The following is a 20,178-nucleotide window of genomic DNA, read 5'->3' as shown; positions in this document are numbered from 1 at the left end:
TCATGAAGAACTTCCCGGGCGGCATGCAACAATTTTTAAAACAAGCGCAACAGATGCAAGGTAAAATGGCAAAGCTTCAAGAAGAATTGGCAACAAAAACTGTTGAAGCTACCAGTGGCGGCGGAGCCGTAACAGCAGTTGCAACCGGAGCACAACTTATTAGTGCTATTAAAATCAGTAAAGACGTTGTGGATCCTAATGATTTAGATATGCTTCAAGATCTAGTATTAACAGCTGTGAACGAATCACTTAAAAAGAGTAAAGCTATGTCTGAATCTGAAATGCAAAAAATCACCGGTGGCGTCTCAATGCCAGGACTCTTTTAATGGCGTTTAAAATTCCGGCTTTAGACCGTCTTATTGAAGAATTAAGCCGGCTGCCTGGTCTTGGCGAAAAGACTGCGCAGCGATTGACGTTTCATATTCTAAAATCAAAAAAAGATATTGCAGAGCAGTTAAGTGCAGCCCTTTTAGAACTTAAATCCCAAGTGAAAAACTGCCCTCAGTGTTTTAGTTTCACCGATCAAGAGCTCTGTGCTTTTTGCAAAGATACACAACGACAGCCCGAGCTTGTGTGTGTGGTTGAAGACCCCTCCGATATTTTGCGTATTGAAGCTGCCATGCAGTTTAAAGGTCGTTACCATGTGCTTCAGGGAGTGTTATCACCTTTAGATGGCATTGGCCCAGACCAGATTCGTCTTCAAGAACTTCTCAATCGACTCGAAAATGAGAAGATCACAGAGGTTATTTTAGCTCTCGATGCAGATCTTGAAGGGGATGCGACATCTCTTTATTTAACAAAATTAATAAAACCACGTGGAATTCGTGTGACAAGAATTGCGCACGGGGTTCCAATTGGTGGTAATCTTGAATATGTAGATTATCGAACGCTCAGTCGTGCGCTTGAAAACAGGGTCGAGCTCTAACTATGTCATTTATAAACTATAACGCTAAAGAAATTCACTGCAAGATCGTCTACTACGGGCCGAGCCTCGGGGGTAAGACGACCAATATTCAATGGGTTTATCAAAAAACTGCTAACGATCAAAAAAGTAAACTCATCGCACTTAATACTGAAAACGAACGCACTTTGTTTTTTGATTTTTTACCCCTTTTTATTGGCGAAATCAGGGGGTTTACGACCAAGTTTCATCTTTATACGGTTCCTGGTCAGGTGGTCTATGATGCCAGTCGGAAACTCATTTTAAAGGGCCTCGATGGCGTAATTTTTGTGGCCGATAGCCAAGCTGAGCGACTTGAAGAAAACATCGAAAGTATGAATAATTTGGAAAAAAATCTCGTGCAACAGGGCTATGACATCAAGCAAGTGCCCTTAATCATGCAGTATAACAAGCGTGACCTTGGCAATGTGACTCCTACTGTGGAGCTTCGTAAGCTTTTGAACCGCTATAACGCCCCTGAATTTGATGCCGTGGCCACGCAGGGAACCGGTGTTTTTGAATCGTTAAAGACCATAAGTAAGTCAATTATTACAGTGCTCAAAGGTGGAGATCTGTAAAAGGCTTCTTGACACTTAGGTAGGGGCTCTTTTATTTTGTGGAGCTCGTTCGAGACAGTTCGATTCGAGTACAAATCCGACGCTTATATTCAGGTGTAGCTCAGTCGGTAGAGCAAGTGACTGTTAATCACTGTGTCGCAGGTTCGATTCCTGCCACCTGAGCCAATTATCAACTAACCCTCTGAGATGGCTAAAAAATTTCAGAGGGTTTTTTTTGTCGTGCGACCGAACAAACCCCACAACATTACCTTGGGTCTTATACAATCTTTTGATATATTTTATAAATGAAGAATGATCTCGATAAAGATATTGATCTTTCAGTGATTCAATACAACCTGAGCATAACTCCCGAAGAAAGACTTATTAACCATCAACTTGCTTTTGAAACCCTACAGGAAATATTAAAAGCACGGGAAGAACTTTATGCAAAATCTGAACACCCTACTCAAGACCCTGCTAGAAAATAAAATTGATTTTGTACTTATTGGTGGCTACGCAGCTGTACTTCATGGTGCGACACAAGTCACACAAGATATTGATATTTGCGCCGTCTTAAGTGAAGAAAATTTAGAAAAATTTCGTATTGCCCTTAAAGACTATGATCCTCGGTATCGCATGAACCCAAACTTTAAACCGAGCTTATTAGATTACCCTCCTCCAAATCAGAAAAGTGAAAACTTATATCTCACAACAACAATTGGCATATTAGATGTACTTAATAAGGTACATCCTGTTGGAGATTTCCAGCGAATAAATTCTAAAGCTGTATCAGTGAATTTATTTGGTCATTTATGTAAAGTTATCTCTTTAGATGATCTCATTGAAGTTAAAAAATCTATGACAAGAGAAAAAGACAAAAGCATTCTTAAAGAGCTACTTAATCTTAAAAAAAATTAACTAAATTATAAAAGGCCTCGGCCAGTGTCGGGAGAGTGTCTTAGGCATTTTGACAATTAATTGTCAATTTGACAAAAAGTTGTCAAATTGCCTAGCTCTCTTTAGACAAACTAAGCAGCCAACACCAATTCATAAAACTTTGCCATGGGTGCGACAGATCCGTGAGTGCCAACATTTTTCAGTTCAATAAGTCCAAACTCACACAAGAGCTTCACATCTTGATACACATTTTTGAAATCACGTTTTACAAAACGCGCTAGCTCTTGAATTGATTTTGGTTTTCTTGCGCGAATAGCTGTTAAGAGTTGAACTCTTGATCCAGTAATAACCCTGCCAAGGGTTTCAAAATCGGGGAAGCTGATAATAACCATGCCTGCATATTTCTTTGTGGGTTTTGCAAGAACACCAAAGGCTCTATCCATCGCCTGTTTTTGAGGCTCCACCATTAACAATGCTCGCTTAGTCTTCATAAATAAAACCTTCCTTTCTAATCATGGCTCCAATATCTTCTCTCAATGCTCGAACTCCTCGATAGACGTAACCGACCTCAGTTTCTCCAATGTGGAGGTGTGGCCTCTATCCAATCCATAAAAAGATCGGGATGCAACTATAGATCTCATAAAATTTGGTGTTGTAGAAAACTAAAAAACCGATTAGCCCCCATAAAATGAATATCAATGTCCAAAACTTTTTCTGTTGATTCTAATTCATCAAGAGTCACGACAATATTTTTTCCATGTGGGTAGAGCTTTCGAAAAATAGATAGATTTTTGGCACTAAAGTGGCGCTTCTGGCTTTTGCACTCAATTGCAAGCAGATCTTTTTTTCCTGTCTGAATTACAAAGTCAATTTCATGACCAAGTTTATCTCGCCAAAAATATATTTGTTGAGAAAGCGGTCTGGCTTGCATGGTTTCGAGCACCAAATTTTCTAAAAGGTGGCCCTTCTCGCTTGCTCCAAGCTGGGTATCTTTTTTAGCAAAGCAAACAAATCCTGTGTCAAAACCATAGACCTTGGGTTGGGCAACAATTTCTTTTAGAGGGTTGCCTGAAAAAGGTTTAAGAATAGTAAGAGCCTTTGTTATTTCCAATATCTCAAGGTATTTGACGACGGTGGGGCGGCTCAATCCTGAAACTTTGGCAATTTCAGTTGCTTCAATAAGTTGTCCATTTTGTATAAGAACAAACTCTAAAACTTTTAAAAAAGCCTGTCGTTTATCAATTGAAAAAACTTCTTGTACATCCCTGGCATAAAATGAATCAAGCCATTCTGCATAAAACTCGCGGTCAAGCTCTGGGTTAAGTAAGGTCGGAGGGAGCCCCCCATGGAGCATTCTCTTTTCTAGGGTGACGCCAAAAGATTCTAATTCACTCACCAGTACCGGCAAGAAATGCAAGTTTCGTTTTCGTCCTGTTAAACTATCTTTAAATTTTTTATTTGCTGCCAGAGTGGAAGATCCAGTGGCCAGAACTTTCATTTTAGGAAACTCATCGGCGGCAATTTTTAATAGCTGAGATGCATTTTCAATCTGATGGATTTCATCAAAAATAACACCATTAGTTTGGATGGATTTTAAAAATGGCTTTGGGTTTTTCAAATTGGCTTGGACATCTGAATCATCACAATTGTAATAGGTAAAGCCGTCTAATGCCTTTGCTAAAGTAGTTTTGCCTGACCGCCGGACTCCGGCTAACCAGACGATGGATCGCTTCTTCCATGATGCTGCTAATAGTTTTCCCCAGTAGGGTCTACGAATGTTCATAAATACATTTTACATTTAGATAACTAAAAGTAAAGTGTATTTTCAAGGTGCATAACCGCTAGAAAGTATCACTTGCTCTTGGGCTTTTAAGATTTTCATCACCTATGTCCCGCAGGTTCGTATTCCATCACATTCGCCGTGAAAATAAGAATCGCAACCTTTTCGGGTTTTATATCGGCCAAAGATCCAAGTCCACGCAGTTTTTGTCCCTCTAACTTCTTTTGAATGATCCGCACCAGAGACACAAACATGTCTTTCATTCTTAGTAAATTTCAGCCAATCTTTTTGATAAAGTCGACACGACCAAAGAAGAATAGGCCGGCGGCTAATAAACTAATGTAACTCTCCGTTACGTGTACCCGACACGACCAATACGGACATCACAACCTTTTCATGTGGATCATATTTCCCGCGTTCGCAAATCATTTTAGAATTCTTAGTTTCAAAACATTGCCAATAGGGGTAGGGAGAAATCCTGTCTTGCTCGGAAAACGGAGTGGGTCCAGCAATGCAAGTATTTGTTTTCAAATCTTGCATATTCAGGACTCCAAAGTCATCTGTCAACAAACTGTACGGAAATTCTTGTTTTAGCCCTTGTAAATGTGTTTGGTGCATGTCAGCCGCTGAAACACTGAATCCTAGAAAAAAAATATCATGGTTTTTCGCATTTTTTCAGAGCCTCCAGTGTTCACCGGGAGGGCATATGCGCCAGGCATGTATGTTCTTGCGCTTCGTTTGATTCTTTTTAGAAGCATCCTTTTTTATTTTGCTTCGTTTTTTCATCTTCTTTGTTCCACCTAAAATAAGTATGTCGGATTATCCGCAGTTTTACCACCCGAACTTATTCCTACCCAATTTTCTGATGAAGAAGCTGCTCGCTTTATGGACGAGCATAAGGAACTCATGCATAATCTTTCTGGTGAGCATCCAACTAATCGAACTAACAGCAGACCAAGTCGTCGGGTTAAACCGTAGCGCGATTAAGTTCGCAAACCAGCGGTTTGGGAATTCCCAAGAAAAGAACTAACCCGAAGATGCCGTGAGGGCAAGTCTCTCAGAATCAAAATAGGAGGTTTATTTCGTGCAACCAAAACAAATTGATAATGCCTACTTCAATGAGATTCATGATTCTGATGGGAATGTTTGGACTCATTACAAAATTCCCTACAGTCAGTGGAGATCAATGTCGGCATCCAAAAGGAAACAGCTGCACAGATCCTCGAAAAAACTATTTTCAGGCGACTATTTTCTTGATCCTTTACCGCGCATCATTACAAATTCCGAATTTTGTACTTTAAAAAAGGGTGTCAGACAAAGAGCCGAAGCTATTCGATGTTTTCTTTGGGATTATTACGGGGGCGGTAAGCGATGGATGAAGATCATTCCTCCCGCCACGCTCAAATCTATTATCACTCGCAATCATGATAATAGCGTTTTTGGAAAACTAAAGCTAAGCGCCATCGCCTTTCCGTTTGGTCCCGATATCATACGAGATAAAAATGGCAAGTGGCGGGTGGTGGAAGACAGCGCGGGATGTCTAGGGGGAATAGGTGATTTATTAGAGAGTCGAAAAATCATGTTCAAATTAATGCCAAGTTATCAAAGCATTTTCAAAGACGCTCATAACCCCAAGGACTTTTTTGTTCAGCTGGCCGCACGTTTTCAAAAAAAGGCAGAACAAAAAGGTGGGATACCTCTTCTCTATCTGGGATCTTTCGAAACTGAAGAAGATAATGAGACGCGGAGACTAGGGAAGCTCTTTGAATCTTTGGGTATTGAAGTGGCCACAACAGAAAGTGCGACTAAGCAGCTTTTAATTGAGAGTGATGGAATATTTCTCCAAACCGCCCGAAGAAAAAAGCGTGTGGGTTACATGGCCTTTCGAACTGGACCAGAACATATGGTGTCACACTGTTTGTCGTTGGGGCTAAAGACGACTCTCGCCAGAAAGACCATGAAAATGGGGTTCCCCGAGATTTGTCAAATTCGGCAGGTTATACAATGTTTAAAAGGAATTTCTATTCAATCAGCATTATTAAAAAATCATGCTTGGACTAATTTTAGCCCGGGAGTGCAATTCATTAACGACAAAATGTTTGGACTCTATGTGGATTCATTCATAATATATCTTTCAGGAATTTGAACATTTGTCAGTTCTTGAGAATCGTATTGTTGATTTGAGAATTCATGCTCACGTAGATCATCGAGAAATCATTATAAGTAACAACCCATGGGGACGAGCAAACTGGCTCGATCACAACGGAAAAGTTAATCTTGGATCTAACGGTTTTACGTCACCAGTAGTGGTCATGGGGTAATATGAACGATGAAATAGGTCCAGCAATTCAGAAAAGTTCAACCAGCAGCAGTACTCAAGAAGTGCTAGATAGAGCCCTTGAACGGTTGGAACGTATTGCTGTCATTTTTTCGAAGTCAGAATCATCAAGGCTAAAAGTTTTTTTCATAAAAAGAAGTATTTCTTTTTGAAGGAATTCTTGATCGTTACCCATCTCATCTTCCTCTAATTTCACTACAGAAAACTCCTAAATTTATAAAAATAATCTATAGTCAGCGTTGAGGATTTCAGCCAGCCTGTGGGCCATGTTTTTACCAATGGCACGCAAGCCCGTTTCCATTGCAGCAACCACACTTTGAGTTGTTCCAAGCTTCTCAGCCAATTCTTTTTGAGTGAATCCTTCGCGTTTACGCATTCCACGCAAAACGACAGCGGGCTTTGATTCTCCAAGAAAGAAATTTTCAAAAAATTCCTCGGACGACACAGTATTGTGTTCAATGTCCATATTGCTTAAAATTTTATTGAGCTGGGCCGCAGCTTGCGGGTGATTTAAGATATTAATCTCACTTTTTTTGCCGTCCTTGTGATGGCAAGTTACCTTAATCACAGGGTTGCGCTTTTTCGCCGCCTTATGCGACTCAGTATGGCGCTTTCTCATGCGTTCCGACATATATCACCTCTAAGATAAGAGTATTTTTATCAACCATTTGCCAAACAGCCACATATGTTGGCCTACGTGATCCGCGCAAATGGCAATGATATGTTTTATCATTTAACTTTCCGAAGTGAGGCCATCTCACAGCCATGGGACCATTTTCTTCAAGATCTCTAACTAAAGCAAATGCCTGTTCAGCAATATCTTTATTGTGAAGTCTCTTAAGCCCTTTAGTCACTTTACTGTGAATCAGTACTGTCCATTTCATCCACTTACCTAGTATAGCATAAAATGCTATGTTATTCAAAGAAATATATATAAGCTTTATATGGTGTCCTTTAACTAAAGCCAGTTTTATTTCTGCTTCATGTTTGCAGGCATCGCAAGCTTGTGTCGGGAGAGTGTCTTTGGCGTTTTGACAATTAATTGTCAAATTGACAAAAAGTTGTCAAATTGCCCAGTTCCACTAACTTCTAACTGATTTCATGGTAAGTAGTTGGTTGAACAAAGAAAAATTAAAAATTCTAGTAGCTTAGCTAATTTCAAAAATCGGCCCTGCCACCTGAGCCAGTTCACTTTGCACGAAAAGTAAGTCGATCAGTCTTTTAAACTGACGCTTTTTCTATGATTTTCGTCCAAGCTTGTTCCCAATTTTTTAAATTGAAAGTCTTAATAACTTCATTTTGCTGTCTCGTTGCATAATGTTCTCGTTTGTTAAGCATTTCAAAGAGGGCATTTTTTAATGCCATGGGTTCTGGTTCACTATGGAGGCAGGGTAGATCTTTGAGTCCGGCGACAGAGGTGGCGATGACGGGGGTACCGCAGGCCATGCTTTCAAGCGCACTAAGGGATGTGCCTTCACAATCAATCGTTGGAATGATCGTACACACACTAGCTGAATACAGTGCGGGCATTTTTTGCCAATCTGAATGACCTCTGAAATAAACGCGATCTTTGATATTATATTTTTTAATAATTTCTAAAAGATTTTTATAATATTCTTGATCAACAATTTTACCAACGATGACCATACTGTTTTCAGTATTACCTTCGTGCACGAGTAACCCAAAAGCTTCCAACGCTAAATGAATGCCGCGGTGATAATATATATTACGTGGCACCAAGATGGGTTTGAGCTTTGCGAGTTCTTGATCCGATGTCACTTTTTTGAAATGCTCAGTGTCTACACAATTAGGAACAAACCATTTTCCAGGTTGTACTTCTTCAAAAAATCTAGTTGCAGGTTTGATATCGACACCACAAAATCGTAAATATTCTGTATCGTTTGCTACAACGAAACATTTTTTAAAAGTTTCGCGCGCGCGTCTTGCTCGTAAGGCGTCGTCCCATTGATCGGCTGGTGTGTGCCACTCTATACCATGAGAAAGAATAATCACCCGTGGATGAAATTTTACAGCGGGGTAGTGAACGGCGTAGTGAACAATGAGCACATCTTCTTTAGCAAGTTTGGATTTAAAAAATTTTAAGAAAAAATTAAAGTAGTACCAGTTAAAATTAGCGATGAAACGCCCAAATCCGGGTGGTGTTAATACTGCGTGAACGCCAGTTTTGTCGATTTTATGTCGAAGTGAGACGGCTTGGTAAACTGTACTTTTGTGGCCTCGGTGACTTAAAACCTGCTTTAGGTTTTCAATATATGTATCTTGCCCCCCAAAGACGGGGCGATAAGTGAGTGAAACGTGTCCTATATTCATTTAGATCCAAAAATACTGCATCATGAGGTGCTCCAGCAAGCTCAAAAGATATTGAAAATACGAGGGCTTAAGGGGTAGTTTAGGTAGAAATGAAGACAGTACTTGTATTCGCCGGTACGCGGCCTGAGATCATTAAAATGGCTCCCCTCATTCGGGAATTGCGCTCACGTCAAAGTGCCGTACGCACACACTTTGTGTTTACGGGTCAGCATGTTGAAATCGCCCTTCCGTTTTTAAAGTTTTTTGAAATTGAACCTGACACGCGCCTTCAACTGATGAACCCCAATCAAAGCTTAGGGCAACTCACTTCCACAGCCTTTTTACAGTTTGATGAATTTTTAAAGCAACAAAGTTCAGTTGCAGCTTTGGTTCAAGGTGACACAACAACAGCTTTTGCAGCAGCGCTGTCATGTTATTATCAGCACATTCCTATAGGACATGTTGAAGCAGGTCTTAGAACTCAAAATCTTAATGAACCATTTCCTGAAGAAGCCAATCGTCGCATGATCACACGTCTTGCAAGTTGGAACTATGCTCCAACAATAAAGGCTGGAGAAACGTTGAAAAATGAGCAAGTGAATCCTGAGTCTATTTTAGTAACAGGAAACACAGGCATTGATGCCCTTTTGTGGACAGCAGCGCAAAATTTTGAGCCCAAGAGTGATGAACTTCAGAAATTAAAAAATCAAAAGCTTGTGCTGATTACTTTGCATCGTCGTGAAAACCTCGAAGATCGTCTCGAACACATATTAAAAGCGTTTGTGAAATTGGCTGATCAGTTTAAAGAAATACAGTTTGTCATGCCCGTGCATCCTAACCCGAAAGTGGTTGTTGCAGCTAAAAAATATTTGAGTGGCTTGGCAAATGTTCATCTGGTTTCGCCTCTGGATTATCCTGATTTTGTTTGGGTGATGAAAAAGGCAGAGCTGATTTTGAGTGACTCAGGTGGAATCCAAGAGGAAGCCCCAAGCCTTTTAAAACCTGTACTTGTTTTAAGAGAAAATACAGAAAGACCTGAAGCTGTGGAATATGGAACTTCTATCATGGTGGGAGTAAACTCCGAAAGTATCGTGTCAACAGCAGTTTCATTTTTAACTGGAAATCGTAGTATTAAAAACCGTGGTTCAAAAAACCCTTATGGTGATGGTACCGCAAGCCGTAAGATCGTTGATCATCTTTTAGCGCAGATTTAATCAATCATATTCTTAATTGGCAAAAAGTTTGGAAAGCTGATTTTCAAATTTATTTTCGGTATCATGTGCCAGTTTTGATGGCTCAGAGCGCGCAAATTCTTGGGCCTTAAACTCTACTAAGCTACAACCTGTGCATCCGAGAGAATTAAAAGTTTCCTCTGCACCTCCACCTTTTGGATAAATCACAGGTGTTCCATATGCGCGGGATTCTGAGATTACCAGTGAGGCAGTTTCAGCTACTCGAGAAGGAATTATAAGTGCTTGTGCATGGGTGTAGAGCCACGGTTTTTCTGAGGTGATATGGCCTAAAAAAATGAGATTTGAGATTTTTCTATTTTGAAGTTCATCGAGCATGGGGCCCGTTCCGCACATTACAAAATTTTTGTTAGGATACTTGTTTGCAAAATCTGCAAAAATATCTGCTCCTTTTTCAAAAGATACTCGTCCCATGAATAAATAAAATTGCTTTGAAAGCTGCGCAATTGGTGGATGAAGAGGTGGTGTGGGGGATTCTGTGGAAATAGACTTCATACTTACAGGCATGGGAATAACCACTGATTCTTTTATTGGCAAACCGAGATGACGACTAGTGGAGCTAAGAATATTTTGGCTGAACTGAGAATTGCAAACAAACTGGTCAATATTTTTTAAGATTTTTTTAGGTACTCGATTAAATCTATAAACTAGAGAGTATAAAAAAGATTGCATGAGATTTTGATGGCAGTTCTGTAAAAAATCCCAACGACTCCCAGTTGTCAAACAGCGATGACAAGGTGTTTGGCCATTAAATAAAAGCCCGTTAGCGCACGAAAGCCTGGCATTATGCACCCACATGAGCGTTTTAATATTTTGAGCTTTGAAAAACCCAGGCAATGCAAATGAAACTGTGGGGATAAAATTATTAAATAGCACATGGCTAAAATCTTTAGACCTAGTCTCGTTTTTAACCTTTTGATAACTGGGTCTGAGTTTTTCTAATCCTAAAACCATAAATAAAAATTCTAACGGATTTTTTAAAGATGGAAGGAGTATAACTTTATGATCGATATTTAATTTCTTAAGTTGGGGAATGAGAATCTCATCAAGAAAAACATCTTCTCCGCCTCTATGTCGATATTCACGATGAATAATTAAGACCTGTTTCATAGGAAAAAACCAAAGAGTAGCCAAGCTAGGCGACCGATTCCCCAAAAGCCCACTGAATCAAGGGTAATCCATGAAATAAACCAAAAGATAAAAAATATTTTAAATTCAGCAGGAACTTTTACAAAACAAGTTTTAAGCCACCAAAGAAAACTTATCAGCAGAAAAAACCCACCGTACATCACCATTAAAAAAAGACTGTTGTCACTTACAAGGCTCGTGAATCCCATTCCAAAAATAACAATCCATGGATGTGCTGGAACCACGGCTAGCCACTTTCCCCATAACTCAAAACGTGTGAGAAAATTAGCCTGTTTGAGCGAAAGAAAATTAAATGGTAAAACTGAGAAAACATTTTTCATGTAACTAGATGATTTGATTTTCCAAAGAACAATACACACAGCCGTTGCTACAAAGGCTGTTGCCCCAAATGTTGCAATGAGTGCAAGGGCGTAAGTAATTGCTGCGATAAAGTAAATAGTACTTTTGGTCTTTAAGAGATTATGCGGATTTAAAAGCAGAAGTATGAGAACACCACCGTAAATAAGGCTTGCCTCAAGAGGTGATTGGGCTGTTCCGTAGGAGCGGGTTCCCCAAAAATCATTTCGCACATAACCGTAATAGGGCGCAAGATTAATATACCCACCCATTTCAAAAAGTGCTAGACAGGCTGATATAAAAACCAAAACATAAATGGCCCGCAAGAATGTGGGAAGTGTTTTTGCCGATAGAGTTTGTTGAATAATCCAAGGTGTAGAAAACATTAAAGTCCAGCGCACATAGCGCGTAAGATCTGTGGTCAATCTAAACTGATCACCTTCTGGGGGATAAAAATAAGTGAGATAGAGGCTAAGTTCTTTGGCTAATTCTTGGCGCCAAAGCCCTGAGATAAAAGCCAAAAGTAATGCAACCCATACGAGGATAAGAGGTCGAGGTGGGGCTTTTGCCTTACCTTTTACAAGGGCATAACCAAGTTTTAAAAGCAGCGGGAATAAGAGAAGCTCTACTAAAAAAACATTTTTTGACCCGATTTTAAGAGGTGGGCAAAGAATTAGTGCGAATGCGTAGATGAGGATCCAGTAATACGCAAAGGATTTTTTTTTCACAGACGAAATCCTCGATTCCAGGCGATCCACAAGGGTCTTAAAATCGGAGCTAATGGGCTCTGTGCAAAAAACTTTAAAAGTAAAACTCTTAAGTAATCTTTGCGTCGATAAATTTCATTTATCAAAGTTAATTTTAGCGGAAGTTTTGATCTTAATTCTTTGTGAATTTTTTTAAATTCTTTAAAAGCAAGTTTGTAGTTAGCAGAACTTCCAGACATGTCAAATTCTGCGATAACATCTGCACACTGCAGAGTCTTTGCCCCTGAGAGCATACATCTGAAGTGGTGCTCATAATCAGAGGCAATTTTGTATTTTGTAGAGAAGAGGCCTGTTTTTTTAAAAAGTGCGGCCTTATAAATAAGACCTTGTTGGCAAAGTTTTTGAGAGCCCAAAATATTTTTTTCTAATTGGCGATTTGGAATTTGCGTGTACTGATACTTTCCATTCTTAGTCAGGGCAACTGCCGCAAGTACTAAATCTATATCGCGCGCTTGCTGAATTTCACTTAAAACAATTTTTAAAGCTTCAAGAGACTTAAGACGATCACCGCCATTTAAAAGCCAAATCCACTCGCCCTTTGATGCGCCAAGGCCGTGGTTAAAAGCATCGTACACACCTTGTGCGGGAATTGTTTTGTAAATCAAAGGCCAAGATGCGGGGAGGCTTGAAATAACTGCTTTATTAATCTCAGGGGAGGAATCAACAATAACATGCTCCCATTTAATATCACTTTGCGAGAGTGGTTTGAGGGAATCTAAGGTTGTTTGAAGCCCTTGAGAGTCTTTGTAGGTGATGGTGATGATGGAAAGTTTTTTAACCATGAAGTTGCCTTGAAAAGTATTTATTAAAAAAGGTTCTTACTTTTTTATCTTTTTCTGAGTTTTCTCCACGAATATAAGAATCAAAAATCGAGGAATCATTAGATTTATAACCTAGTTTTGAATATTCACATTCTTCATCAATAAGGCGTGCGCCAAATTCATTTCTCAAAAATGTGTGGATATAATGCATATAGAAAAACTCTTCAATTTGGGTTTTATCAATATCGATTTTTAATTTATCAGCGTTCAAAATATACTTTTCATATTCTTCAATGGTCTTGGGGTGAAAATTAAAATTATAGTTAATATGTGGGTTATCTCCTGCAGTCACAGTGGGCACACCCGCATACGCAAATTCATGAGCTGCGGTACCAAAGACAGTGAACATCGAGTTAATACCTTCTTGCAAGATCTGTCTGTTAGAAGCTGACCTTGGTAAAAAAGTAATTTTAGGAAATTTCTTTTTAAGATCTTCAACTACAAGATCATTGGCCGCCATGCCCGCAGGGTGTGGCTTCAGATACCAATCAAATGAAGTCTGCGATGCTTTTTGCAAAACAAACTCGATCCATTCTTGAAAATCAGGAAAGAGCATATCTCGATAGCAGTGAGGGGCATCAAAAAAACAATTCAGCATGACAATAACGCGCGGGCGCCCTGTGTCTTTAAGAATGCGCTCTTTTGCGATTGCTCCATAGCCTGCAAGGCCCGGTCTGCCTTCTTCAAGAATCATATCGGCAATGCCTGCATCGATTGCCCCAAGCATTCTTTCTGTTAAAACTTTTTTAGCTTGAGCTCTGAGTTTGGGTTTTTCTGCTTCAGGTAGAGTATCAAAAGTTTTTTTATAAATATGATATTTGAAATGGTAATAAGTTTCTTTTTGGATATCTGTGATTACAAGGCCGTCATTGTCCATGAGAGTGTAAATAGGAATATCTTTTTGAAGTGCTAGGCGCACAAGAATCCCATGGGAGATATAAACTGTGTGTGAAGTCAGCACTGCTTTGACATTACGTTCTTGAATAAAATTTTTACTAATTTGAAAAATTAAATAAGCGTCTTCAATAATTGAAAGCAAAAGTGGGTCTTTAATATCAACAGTATGAAAACCTTTTCTTAAATATGTGTCATAGATAAGATCGCCGATTTTTAGACCATCTATGTCGATATTGATGACGTCCCATTTGCTTTTAAGGCCATTGAATTTTTTGGTAGCAAATTCTTTTGCCGCCGCCTCATATTTATCTGTATGGGCACTTGAAATCTTAAGTTCTAAACCGGCTCCAAATGATTCATAGATTTTTTCTAAACGTCTTTCGCTGATTCCTATTTTGGTAAAAAGGCTTTTTGCTAAATGAAAGGCCGCAACAGAAGAATCTGTAACTTCAGCCAGGTAATTTGCAATGTTGGAAAAGCAGTAAATAAGAGGGTTCATATCGAAGATATCCACAAGGATGGTGGAGTTCTTTTTTTGAAACGGTTTTCGCTTCCATTTTGCCTGATTAAATCGAATAAAGCGCCATGTAGGCCCGTCGATCCAGATGCGTCTTTTAAGCTTTTTAAAGACGGAAATACTACGGCTCAAAAACAACTTCAGTGGGAAGTGACTTAAGATCATTCAAATAAGTTTTTGCCCAGTTGATCGTTTCAAGAAGCCCCTCCTCAATACTGATTTCGGGGGTCCAACCAAGTTCTGCGTGGATACGTGTTGAATCCAGAAGATATTGGGCGTCTTGACCAAGACGATCAGGTGCGATTTTCACAATATCATTTGGGTTTCTATCCATCAGAGTGATGGTTTTAAAAACTAAATCTTTAATTGAAATGCCACCGTCTTTGGGGCCCATGGTGTAGCACTTGCCAATATCAGCATTCTTTAATGTGAGGAAAATTCCGTGAGCTAAGTCACGAGCATGAATATATGATTTCACCGCTGCCCCTCCACCTTGAAGTGGAAGTTCACGACCCAAAAGACAAGCTAAAACTGTTCGCGGAACGATTCGATAAAGTTGTTGACCCGAGCCATATCCATTTGATGGCCACAAAATATTCATTGGGAAGCCTCGAACTTTACAAACAGCTTTGAGATGCAAATCTCCAGCAAGTTTTGAGACTGCGTAAGGAGTTGACGGGTTATAGGGAGTTGATTCACTGGCTGGCCCCTTAACAGCTCCAAAAATTTCTGAACTTCCGATTTGCACCCATTTCTTTAGCCATTTTTTTCCAACCAAATGATCAGCAGCTTTCGCAAGCCATACTGTGTTTGTTTCATAATAATCTGTAGCATAATCCCAACTTGCTGCGACGGAAGCCGCTAATGCGGCGAAGTTGATGATGTAATCGGGTTTTTCTTTTTCGAAGAGTTCAAAAAGTTTTTCTGTTTCAAAAACAGCATGAATCTTATGGTAAGCAAAACGACTATCGTCAATACCCTTATAAAGAGAGAAGGCTTTGATTTTTTCTTCATTTCTTCCAACTGAAATAACTTGGGCTTTTGGATTAGTTTCAAGAAGATATTTGATCATATGAACGCCAAATATTCCGTTGCCACCGATAACTAGGTACTTTTCGCCCACAATATTTCTCCTTATATACGCTTGATTGTTGTGAGCTCAAATTAGCCAGGGGATTCATTTTTAGCAATCAAAAACGATAGACCCAGGGGGTCAGAACCACCTTGACTTTGCAAAAGTTCTCAGATGAATATGTCTTGTACATTATGGAATTAATTAAGAAACTTTTATCCTTATTCAGCACCCGAGAGAAGTATTATCTGCTCTTATTGATTTTCCTCATGATCTTCAGTGCGAGTCTTGAAGTCATCGGAGTAGGTATCATTGTGCCCTTTATCGGCATCATCGCTGACCCTACTTTGGTAGCAAAAAAACAGTATCTTTCTCAAATAAATCAATGGCTGGGACACCCAGAGCACCACCAGTTAATCATTATCTGCGGGGTCTTATTGATATGCTTTTTTATATTTAAAAATGTTTTTTTAGCCTGCCTGATTTATCTTCAAAATCGAATTACATTTAAAAAATATTTAGGTATTTCGCGGCGATTACTTTCCACTTACCTGGGCCAACCTTATAGCTATCATCTAGAGCATAATTCAGCAGTACTTATTCGAAATCTTGATCAAGTTGGACTCGTTTTTCAAAACGGAGTTCTTCTCCCAATGTTGAGCGTTATTACTGAAGTTGTAATTGTCATTTTAATGACCCTTGCATTGATTGCTATAGAGCCTTTTACTGCAATCACATCTGTGGGAACTTTAGGGCTGCTTACAATGATTTTTTATTATTCTGTGAAATCAAAAATGAAACTTAAAGGAATTCAACAGCAACACTTCACTGAAGCAAAGTACAAATGGATTGTTCAAAGTCTTGGGGGAATAAAAGAAACTAAGATTTTAGGACGAGAAAACTTTTTTCTCGATGAATACACAAAAAATCTAATCGGTTATTCTAACACCACAAGATATGCACTCACCATGAACCAATTGCCTAAGCTTTTCATTGAAACTATAGCTGTGAGTGGAATCGTTCTCATCACTTGTATTTTGATTTGGAATAAAAGAGATATGACAGCCATTTTGCCCGTACTGGCGCTTTTTGCAGTTGCAGCAGTACGTATCATGCCTTCTTTTACTCGCATCATGACCAATCTTTCCTGTATTCGCTTTTACCGCTCATCGATTGATGTCGTTTACCATGATCTGACAAGGGTACAATCCATAGAAATCCCAAGTGTTAAATTAGATGCTGATCCAATCGTTTTTAGCAAAACCATTGAACTAAAAGATATCTTTTTTAAATACGACAGCTCTACACAATGGATACTTGGTGGTGTAAGTGCCTATATCAACAAAGGTGAGTCAGTCGCATTTATTGGTCCCTCCGGAGCAGGAAAAACAACATTAGTTGATATGGTCCTTGGGCTTTTGCCTCCTCAGAAGGGCACGATTACAATCGATGGAAGTGACATTTGGAGTAATATTACGAGCTGGCAAAAAAGTATCGGTTACGTACCTCAACTTATATTTTTGTCAGATGACACGATTCGAAGAAATGTTGCTTTTGGAATTCCTGATGCAGAAATAGATGATAATCGTGTTTGGAATGCGTTGCGCATGGCTCAGCTAGAAGACTTTGTCCAAGCATCTTCAGAGAAATTAGAAGCTTTTGTTGGAGAACGAGGGGTTCGAATCAGCGGTGGACAAAGACAACGTCTTGGTATTGCGCGCGCGCTTTACCATAATCCAGAAGTACTGATTTTTGATGAAGCAACATCTTCGCTTGATCATGAAACTGAACAAGAAGTCACAAATGCTATCAATAATCTCACAGGTGAAAAAACAATCATATTGATTACGCACAGACTCACTACTGCAAAAAAATGCAAGCGTCTCTATAAGTTAAGTGGTGGTAAGATTATCACATCAGGAAATTATCAAGAAGTAGTCGGTGGTGTTTAAGATTTATCATTTTAACAAATGAGGTACATCATGGAGTTTCATATTAATTTAAAATCTTTATTGAGATCCTCATTTTGGTTTCCTTTGTTGTTTGCTTTTTCTTTTGTTTTTTATCTCTACTGGTGTCAGTTTGAGAGGGGGCAAGTTACTTACTTAGGTGATCATAAGCACGTCCGATTTTACTTTATTTGTTTTTTTATTTTACTAGGTATTTTGTGTTTCGTGGCTAGGAATTTTAAGCCTGCAAAGCGGTGGAAAACTTTAGTGGCAGGAATCATAATTATTTTTATCCTGATGCAACTCATTACTTTTTCAATAGAAAATTACAGGCACCGCGAAAGCTGGCAGAGTTGCCAAGCGCCGGGCTCAGGTAGTGCAGATAGTTTTAATAATTATGCTCTTTGGTTTGCCGGAAAACAACCTGTGTGGCGAGAGTCATACATTTTCAGATCGCGACCTGATTTTAATCCCTTCCTCACCAAAACTTCTTTGGCATTTCATCCCAAAGGTAACACCCTCGTTTCTGCTGGCGGCGATGGCTATATTAAATTTTGGAACCGCGTTGGAGAACCCCTAGGTGAACCAATCAATGCCCAACAAGAGGCTTTAAGCTCCATAGCGTTTAGCCCCAATGGAAAAGTTTTTGCAACAGGTGGATGGGACGGCACAATTCGACTCTGGAATATCGATGATCACTCCTTAAAACTTTCAATTCAGACGGGGCAAATCGCCGTATCTGCCGTAGCCTTTACTCCCGAGGGCACTCAAGTTATCTCTGGCGGTTGGGACGGGACGTTGCGATTATGGACGCTGGATGGAAAATCAGTTGGAGAACCCATGCGGGGGCATGAGTCGTCGATTTCAGGTATTGCTTTCAGTCCCGATCAAAAAATAATTGCAAGTTCGAGTATGGATTGGTCGGTGCGCCTATGGACTAGAGGGGGGAAGTTTGTCAGCAAAATTATTCAAGAGCCAGACAGTGTTGAGGGAGTTGTTTTTAGAAAAAATGGGAGTCTTTTGGCGGGTGCTATTAACGCCAACGTCATAGATTGTTCTCAAAAAGGGGACATTGGTAAATGGGAGTGTCATTCACTTTTTCAGCACATGCCATACCAAATTCTGGGAATTGCTTTAAGTCCTGATCAAACCACCATCGCGTTGGCTGGTGGCATGGAAGATGGAGCCATTCACCTCTGGCTAGATAAAGTGGGTACCCAGAAGGCGAAAGATCTCGAGGGACATTCTAATAGTGTCACAGCGGTGGTGTTCAGCCCAGACGGGCAATTGGTGGCGGGGGGAGCGAGAGATGGGGGTATTCGCATTTGGAATGTGAACGGAAATCTTGTTAAAGACATCTCTGCTCACAAAGGTTTTGAACCAGGAAAGACTTTTGGATTGCCTCATTTTCTCAGGCAGGCAGCGTATCCGTTTTTGATCTCATTGGGCATGAGAGCTACGGGAGCTTATAATGCTTGCTCAACCAGATTCTTTCAGCCTTTGATTTTGGCACTTTTTATCTTGGTTGTATTTGCGACATTTCTGAAGCATTTTGGTTATCTTCCGGCTTTAGGTCTTCTTATCCCATTTTTGGATCCTACAAATCATTTTTCTTTTTATTCAGGGTATAATTTCTCTGAATTTTTTCTGGCCTTACTGTTCTCTCTGATTGGTATAACTTTGCTTCTATCGCTTTTTGCTCGACATCATCGCAGGCGTTATTTGATCGCATGTGTGTTGTTCATAATTTTGGCATGTCATATTAAGCAGGTCTCGTGCATTTTTGTTGGGTTCTTGGTTGGGCCACTATTGGTTCTTTTATTTTTGACCAAGAAACTTAAACCCCTGCAATTTAAAAATCTCATGACGGCGTTGGGAGTAACTGCAATTACAGGCCTTACCACAATGCAAATGTATCCCGAAGGTACGCTATTCAATGAATTGTTGACGTATTCGAAATATTTTACTCTTCCAGCGCCGGCTAATGTTGACCCGTATGTTGATAAATTCGGGCGTTTGCAAAAACTTATTACCAAGAGATATCTTGAAGCGTCACACGATCCAAATCTTGATCCGTCAAAAGAATCTTGGGCGGGGGCTGGTAGCGAATTTATTAACAACACGGATGCTCATCCCATTATTGATACTAAGACCGGTGAAGTCATTTTCTTCAGGGCGTACGAACTACCCATTATCGGGAAGATCCTAAAACAACATAATCCTCTTTTTCAAATAAGATATGGCATCAAAGAAACCATGTCAAAGTTGTGGACCCTCAAACTTAAGACATATTATCTGGCTGACCATCCTGTGCTAGAGGCTCTGTGGCTTCTGATTGTGGTGCTAGGGATCGTTATTCTCTGGCTGCGGTATAGAGTTGTGACGTCAGCACTTGTTTTGATGCTCGTAGGATTTTATCTCTTTTTGTCATTTGCGTATTTTGTCGAAGAAAGGTACATGCAAATGTTTACAGGCTATTATTACGCTGCCTTTGCTTTCGGATTTACATTTATAGTCCAAAAAAGTGGTTCTGCCTTGAGCAAGCTTCGAATAAGATAATTAGTCGGTGCTGACTAATTATCTTACTTGGGCCACCCA

22 protein-coding genes and 1 tRNA gene are annotated in these 20,178 nt (G+C 39.7%); 12 read left to right on the top strand and 11 right to left on the bottom strand.

What is annotated here, in order from left to right:
• Positions 1–2 precede the first annotated feature (2 nt).
• From SGI74_09580 to SGI74_09555, 6 genes are all read left to right on the top strand, one after another.
• Positions 3–326 (top strand): YbaB/EbfC family nucleoid-associated protein, encoded by a 324-nt coding sequence (locus tag SGI74_09580; protein MDZ4677746.1) that lies wholly within the window; start codon positions 3–5, stop codon positions 324–326.
• Positions 326–925, top strand: coding sequence for a recombination mediator RecR (recR, locus tag SGI74_09575; GenBank protein MDZ4677745.1), 600 nt, complete (start codon positions 326–328; stop codon positions 923–925). Before SGI74_09580 ends, recR begins: the two co-directional genes overlap by 1 nt.
• A 2-nt stretch (positions 926–927) precedes the next feature.
• Positions 928–1,518, top strand: a complete 591-nt coding sequence (locus SGI74_09570) for an ADP-ribosylation factor-like protein (GenBank protein ID MDZ4677744.1) — start codon at positions 928–930, stop codon at positions 1,516–1,518.
• A gap of 89 nt (positions 1,519–1,607) precedes the next feature.
• Positions 1,608–1,683 (top strand) — tRNA-Asn (locus SGI74_09565).
• A gap of 119 nt (positions 1,684–1,802) precedes the next feature.
• Positions 1,803–1,985: a hypothetical protein gene (locus tag SGI74_09560; protein ID MDZ4677743.1), complete on the top strand. Its 183-nt coding sequence runs from the start codon at positions 1,803–1,805 to the stop codon at positions 1,983–1,985.
• Positions 1,942–2,415, top strand: a complete 474-nt coding sequence (locus SGI74_09555; protein ID MDZ4677742.1) for a nucleotidyltransferase — start codon at positions 1,942–1,944, stop codon at positions 2,413–2,415. The genes SGI74_09560 and SGI74_09555 overlap by 44 nt, the downstream gene beginning before the upstream one ends.
• Positions 2,416–2,525: 110 nt before the next feature.
• Here the strand turns inward: SGI74_09555 and SGI74_09550 are convergent, their stop codons facing one another.
• The 3 genes from SGI74_09550 to SGI74_09540 form a co-directional block, all read right to left on the bottom strand.
• Positions 2,526–2,885, bottom strand: coding sequence for a hypothetical protein (locus SGI74_09550; protein ID MDZ4677741.1), 360 nt, complete (start codon positions 2,883–2,885; stop codon positions 2,526–2,528).
• A gap of 146 nt (positions 2,886–3,031) precedes the next feature.
• Positions 3,032–4,177: an AAA family ATPase gene (locus SGI74_09545; GenBank protein MDZ4677740.1), complete on the bottom strand. Its 1,146-nt coding sequence runs from the start codon at positions 4,175–4,177 to the stop codon at positions 3,032–3,034.
• Positions 4,178–4,275: 98 nt separating this feature from the next.
• Positions 4,276–4,437, bottom strand: a complete 162-nt coding sequence (locus SGI74_09540) for a hypothetical protein (GenBank protein MDZ4677739.1) — start codon at positions 4,435–4,437, stop codon at positions 4,276–4,278.
• Between the two features lie 855 nt (positions 4,438–5,292).
• Here SGI74_09540 and SGI74_09535 point away from each other — a divergent pair.
• From SGI74_09535 to SGI74_09525, 3 genes are read left to right on the top strand one after another with little or no spacing between them, the layout of a single operon-like run.
• Positions 5,293–5,475 carry a hypothetical protein gene (locus tag SGI74_09535; GenBank protein MDZ4677738.1) on the top strand — a complete coding sequence of 61 codons (183 nt, stop codon included), beginning with the start codon at positions 5,293–5,295 and terminating at the stop codon, positions 5,473–5,475.
• Positions 5,445–6,320, top strand: coding sequence for a circularly permuted type 2 ATP-grasp protein (locus tag SGI74_09530; protein MDZ4677737.1), 876 nt, complete (start codon positions 5,445–5,447; stop codon positions 6,318–6,320). The genes SGI74_09535 and SGI74_09530 overlap by 31 nt, the downstream gene beginning before the upstream one ends.
• Positions 6,321–6,324: 4 nt before the next feature.
• A complete protein-coding gene (locus SGI74_09525; GenBank protein ID MDZ4677736.1) occupies positions 6,325–6,495 on the top strand; it encodes a hypothetical protein in 171 nt (56 codons plus the stop codon).
• A gap of 231 nt (positions 6,496–6,726) precedes the next feature.
• On the opposite strand, the gene SGI74_09520 is transcribed toward SGI74_09525, so the two are convergent.
• The 3 genes from SGI74_09520 to SGI74_09510 all read right to left on the bottom strand — a co-directional run bounded on the left by SGI74_09520 (position 6,727) and on the right by SGI74_09510 (position 8,843).
• Positions 6,727–7,080 (bottom strand): helix-turn-helix transcriptional regulator, encoded by a 354-nt coding sequence (locus tag SGI74_09520; protein ID MDZ4677735.1) that lies wholly within the window; start codon positions 7,078–7,080, stop codon positions 6,727–6,729.
• A gap of 31 nt (positions 7,081–7,111) precedes the next feature.
• Positions 7,112–7,561 carry a hypothetical protein gene (locus tag SGI74_09515; GenBank protein MDZ4677734.1) on the bottom strand — a complete coding sequence of 150 codons (450 nt, stop codon included), beginning with the start codon at positions 7,559–7,561 and terminating at the stop codon, positions 7,112–7,114.
• Positions 7,562–7,733: 172 nt separating this feature from the next.
• Positions 7,734–8,843 carry a glycosyltransferase family 4 protein gene (locus SGI74_09510; protein ID MDZ4677733.1) on the bottom strand — a complete coding sequence of 370 codons (1,110 nt, stop codon included), beginning with the start codon at positions 8,841–8,843 and terminating at the stop codon, positions 7,734–7,736.
• Between the two features lie 89 nt (positions 8,844–8,932).
• Between SGI74_09510 and wecB the strand changes: the two genes are divergently transcribed.
• Complete coding sequence (gene wecB, locus SGI74_09505; GenBank protein ID MDZ4677732.1) at positions 8,933–10,036, top strand: UDP-N-acetylglucosamine 2-epimerase (non-hydrolyzing); 1,104 nt, start codon at positions 8,933–8,935, stop codon at positions 10,034–10,036.
• A 12-nt stretch (positions 10,037–10,048) separates the two neighbouring features.
• Here the strand turns inward: wecB and SGI74_09500 are convergent, their stop codons facing one another.
• Genes SGI74_09500 through SGI74_09480 form a run of 5 tightly spaced genes read right to left on the bottom strand, consistent with a single transcriptional unit; the run spans position 10,049 to position 15,682 of the window.
• Positions 10,049–11,182: a glycosyltransferase family 4 protein gene (locus SGI74_09500; protein ID MDZ4677731.1), complete on the bottom strand. Its 1,134-nt coding sequence runs from the start codon at positions 11,180–11,182 to the stop codon at positions 10,049–10,051.
• Complete coding sequence (locus SGI74_09495; protein ID MDZ4677730.1) at positions 11,179–12,285, bottom strand: hypothetical protein; 1,107 nt, start codon at positions 12,283–12,285, stop codon at positions 11,179–11,181. The genes SGI74_09500 and SGI74_09495 overlap by 4 nt, the downstream gene beginning before the upstream one ends.
• The gene (locus SGI74_09490; GenBank protein MDZ4677729.1) at positions 12,282–13,106 is read right to left on the bottom strand and encodes a glycosyltransferase; all 825 of its coding nucleotides are present in this window, start codon (positions 13,104–13,106) and stop codon (positions 12,282–12,284) included. The genes SGI74_09495 and SGI74_09490 overlap by 4 nt, the downstream gene beginning before the upstream one ends.
• Positions 13,099–14,691, bottom strand: a complete 1,593-nt coding sequence (locus SGI74_09485) for a hypothetical protein (protein ID MDZ4677728.1) — start codon at positions 14,689–14,691, stop codon at positions 13,099–13,101. The genes SGI74_09490 and SGI74_09485 overlap by 8 nt, the downstream gene beginning before the upstream one ends.
• Positions 14,681–15,682, bottom strand: a complete 1,002-nt coding sequence (locus tag SGI74_09480; protein ID MDZ4677727.1) for a GDP-mannose 4,6-dehydratase — start codon at positions 15,680–15,682, stop codon at positions 14,681–14,683. Before SGI74_09480 ends, SGI74_09485 begins: the two co-directional genes overlap by 11 nt.
• Positions 15,683–15,825: 143 nt before the next feature.
• Here SGI74_09480 and SGI74_09475 point away from each other — a divergent pair, with 143 nt between their 5' ends.
• A complete protein-coding gene (locus SGI74_09475) occupies positions 15,826–17,583 on the top strand; it encodes an ABC transporter ATP-binding protein (protein ID MDZ4677726.1) in 1,758 nt (585 codons plus the stop codon).
• 264 nt (positions 17,584–17,847) lie between these two features.
• Complete coding sequence (locus tag SGI74_09470; GenBank protein MDZ4677725.1) at positions 17,848–20,139, top strand: WD40 repeat domain-containing protein; 2,292 nt, start codon at positions 17,848–17,850, stop codon at positions 20,137–20,139.
• Positions 20,140–20,178: the final 39 nt, after the last annotated feature.

The sequence above is a fragment of the Oligoflexia bacterium genome (assembly GCA_034439615.1).
In the GTDB taxonomy this organism is placed as follows: Bacteria; Bdellovibrionota; Bdellovibrionia; order JABDDW01; family JABDDW01; genus JAWXAT01.
Note: the sequence above shows the minus strand (reverse complement) of the source record. Positions and strands in the feature narration are given on the sequence as shown.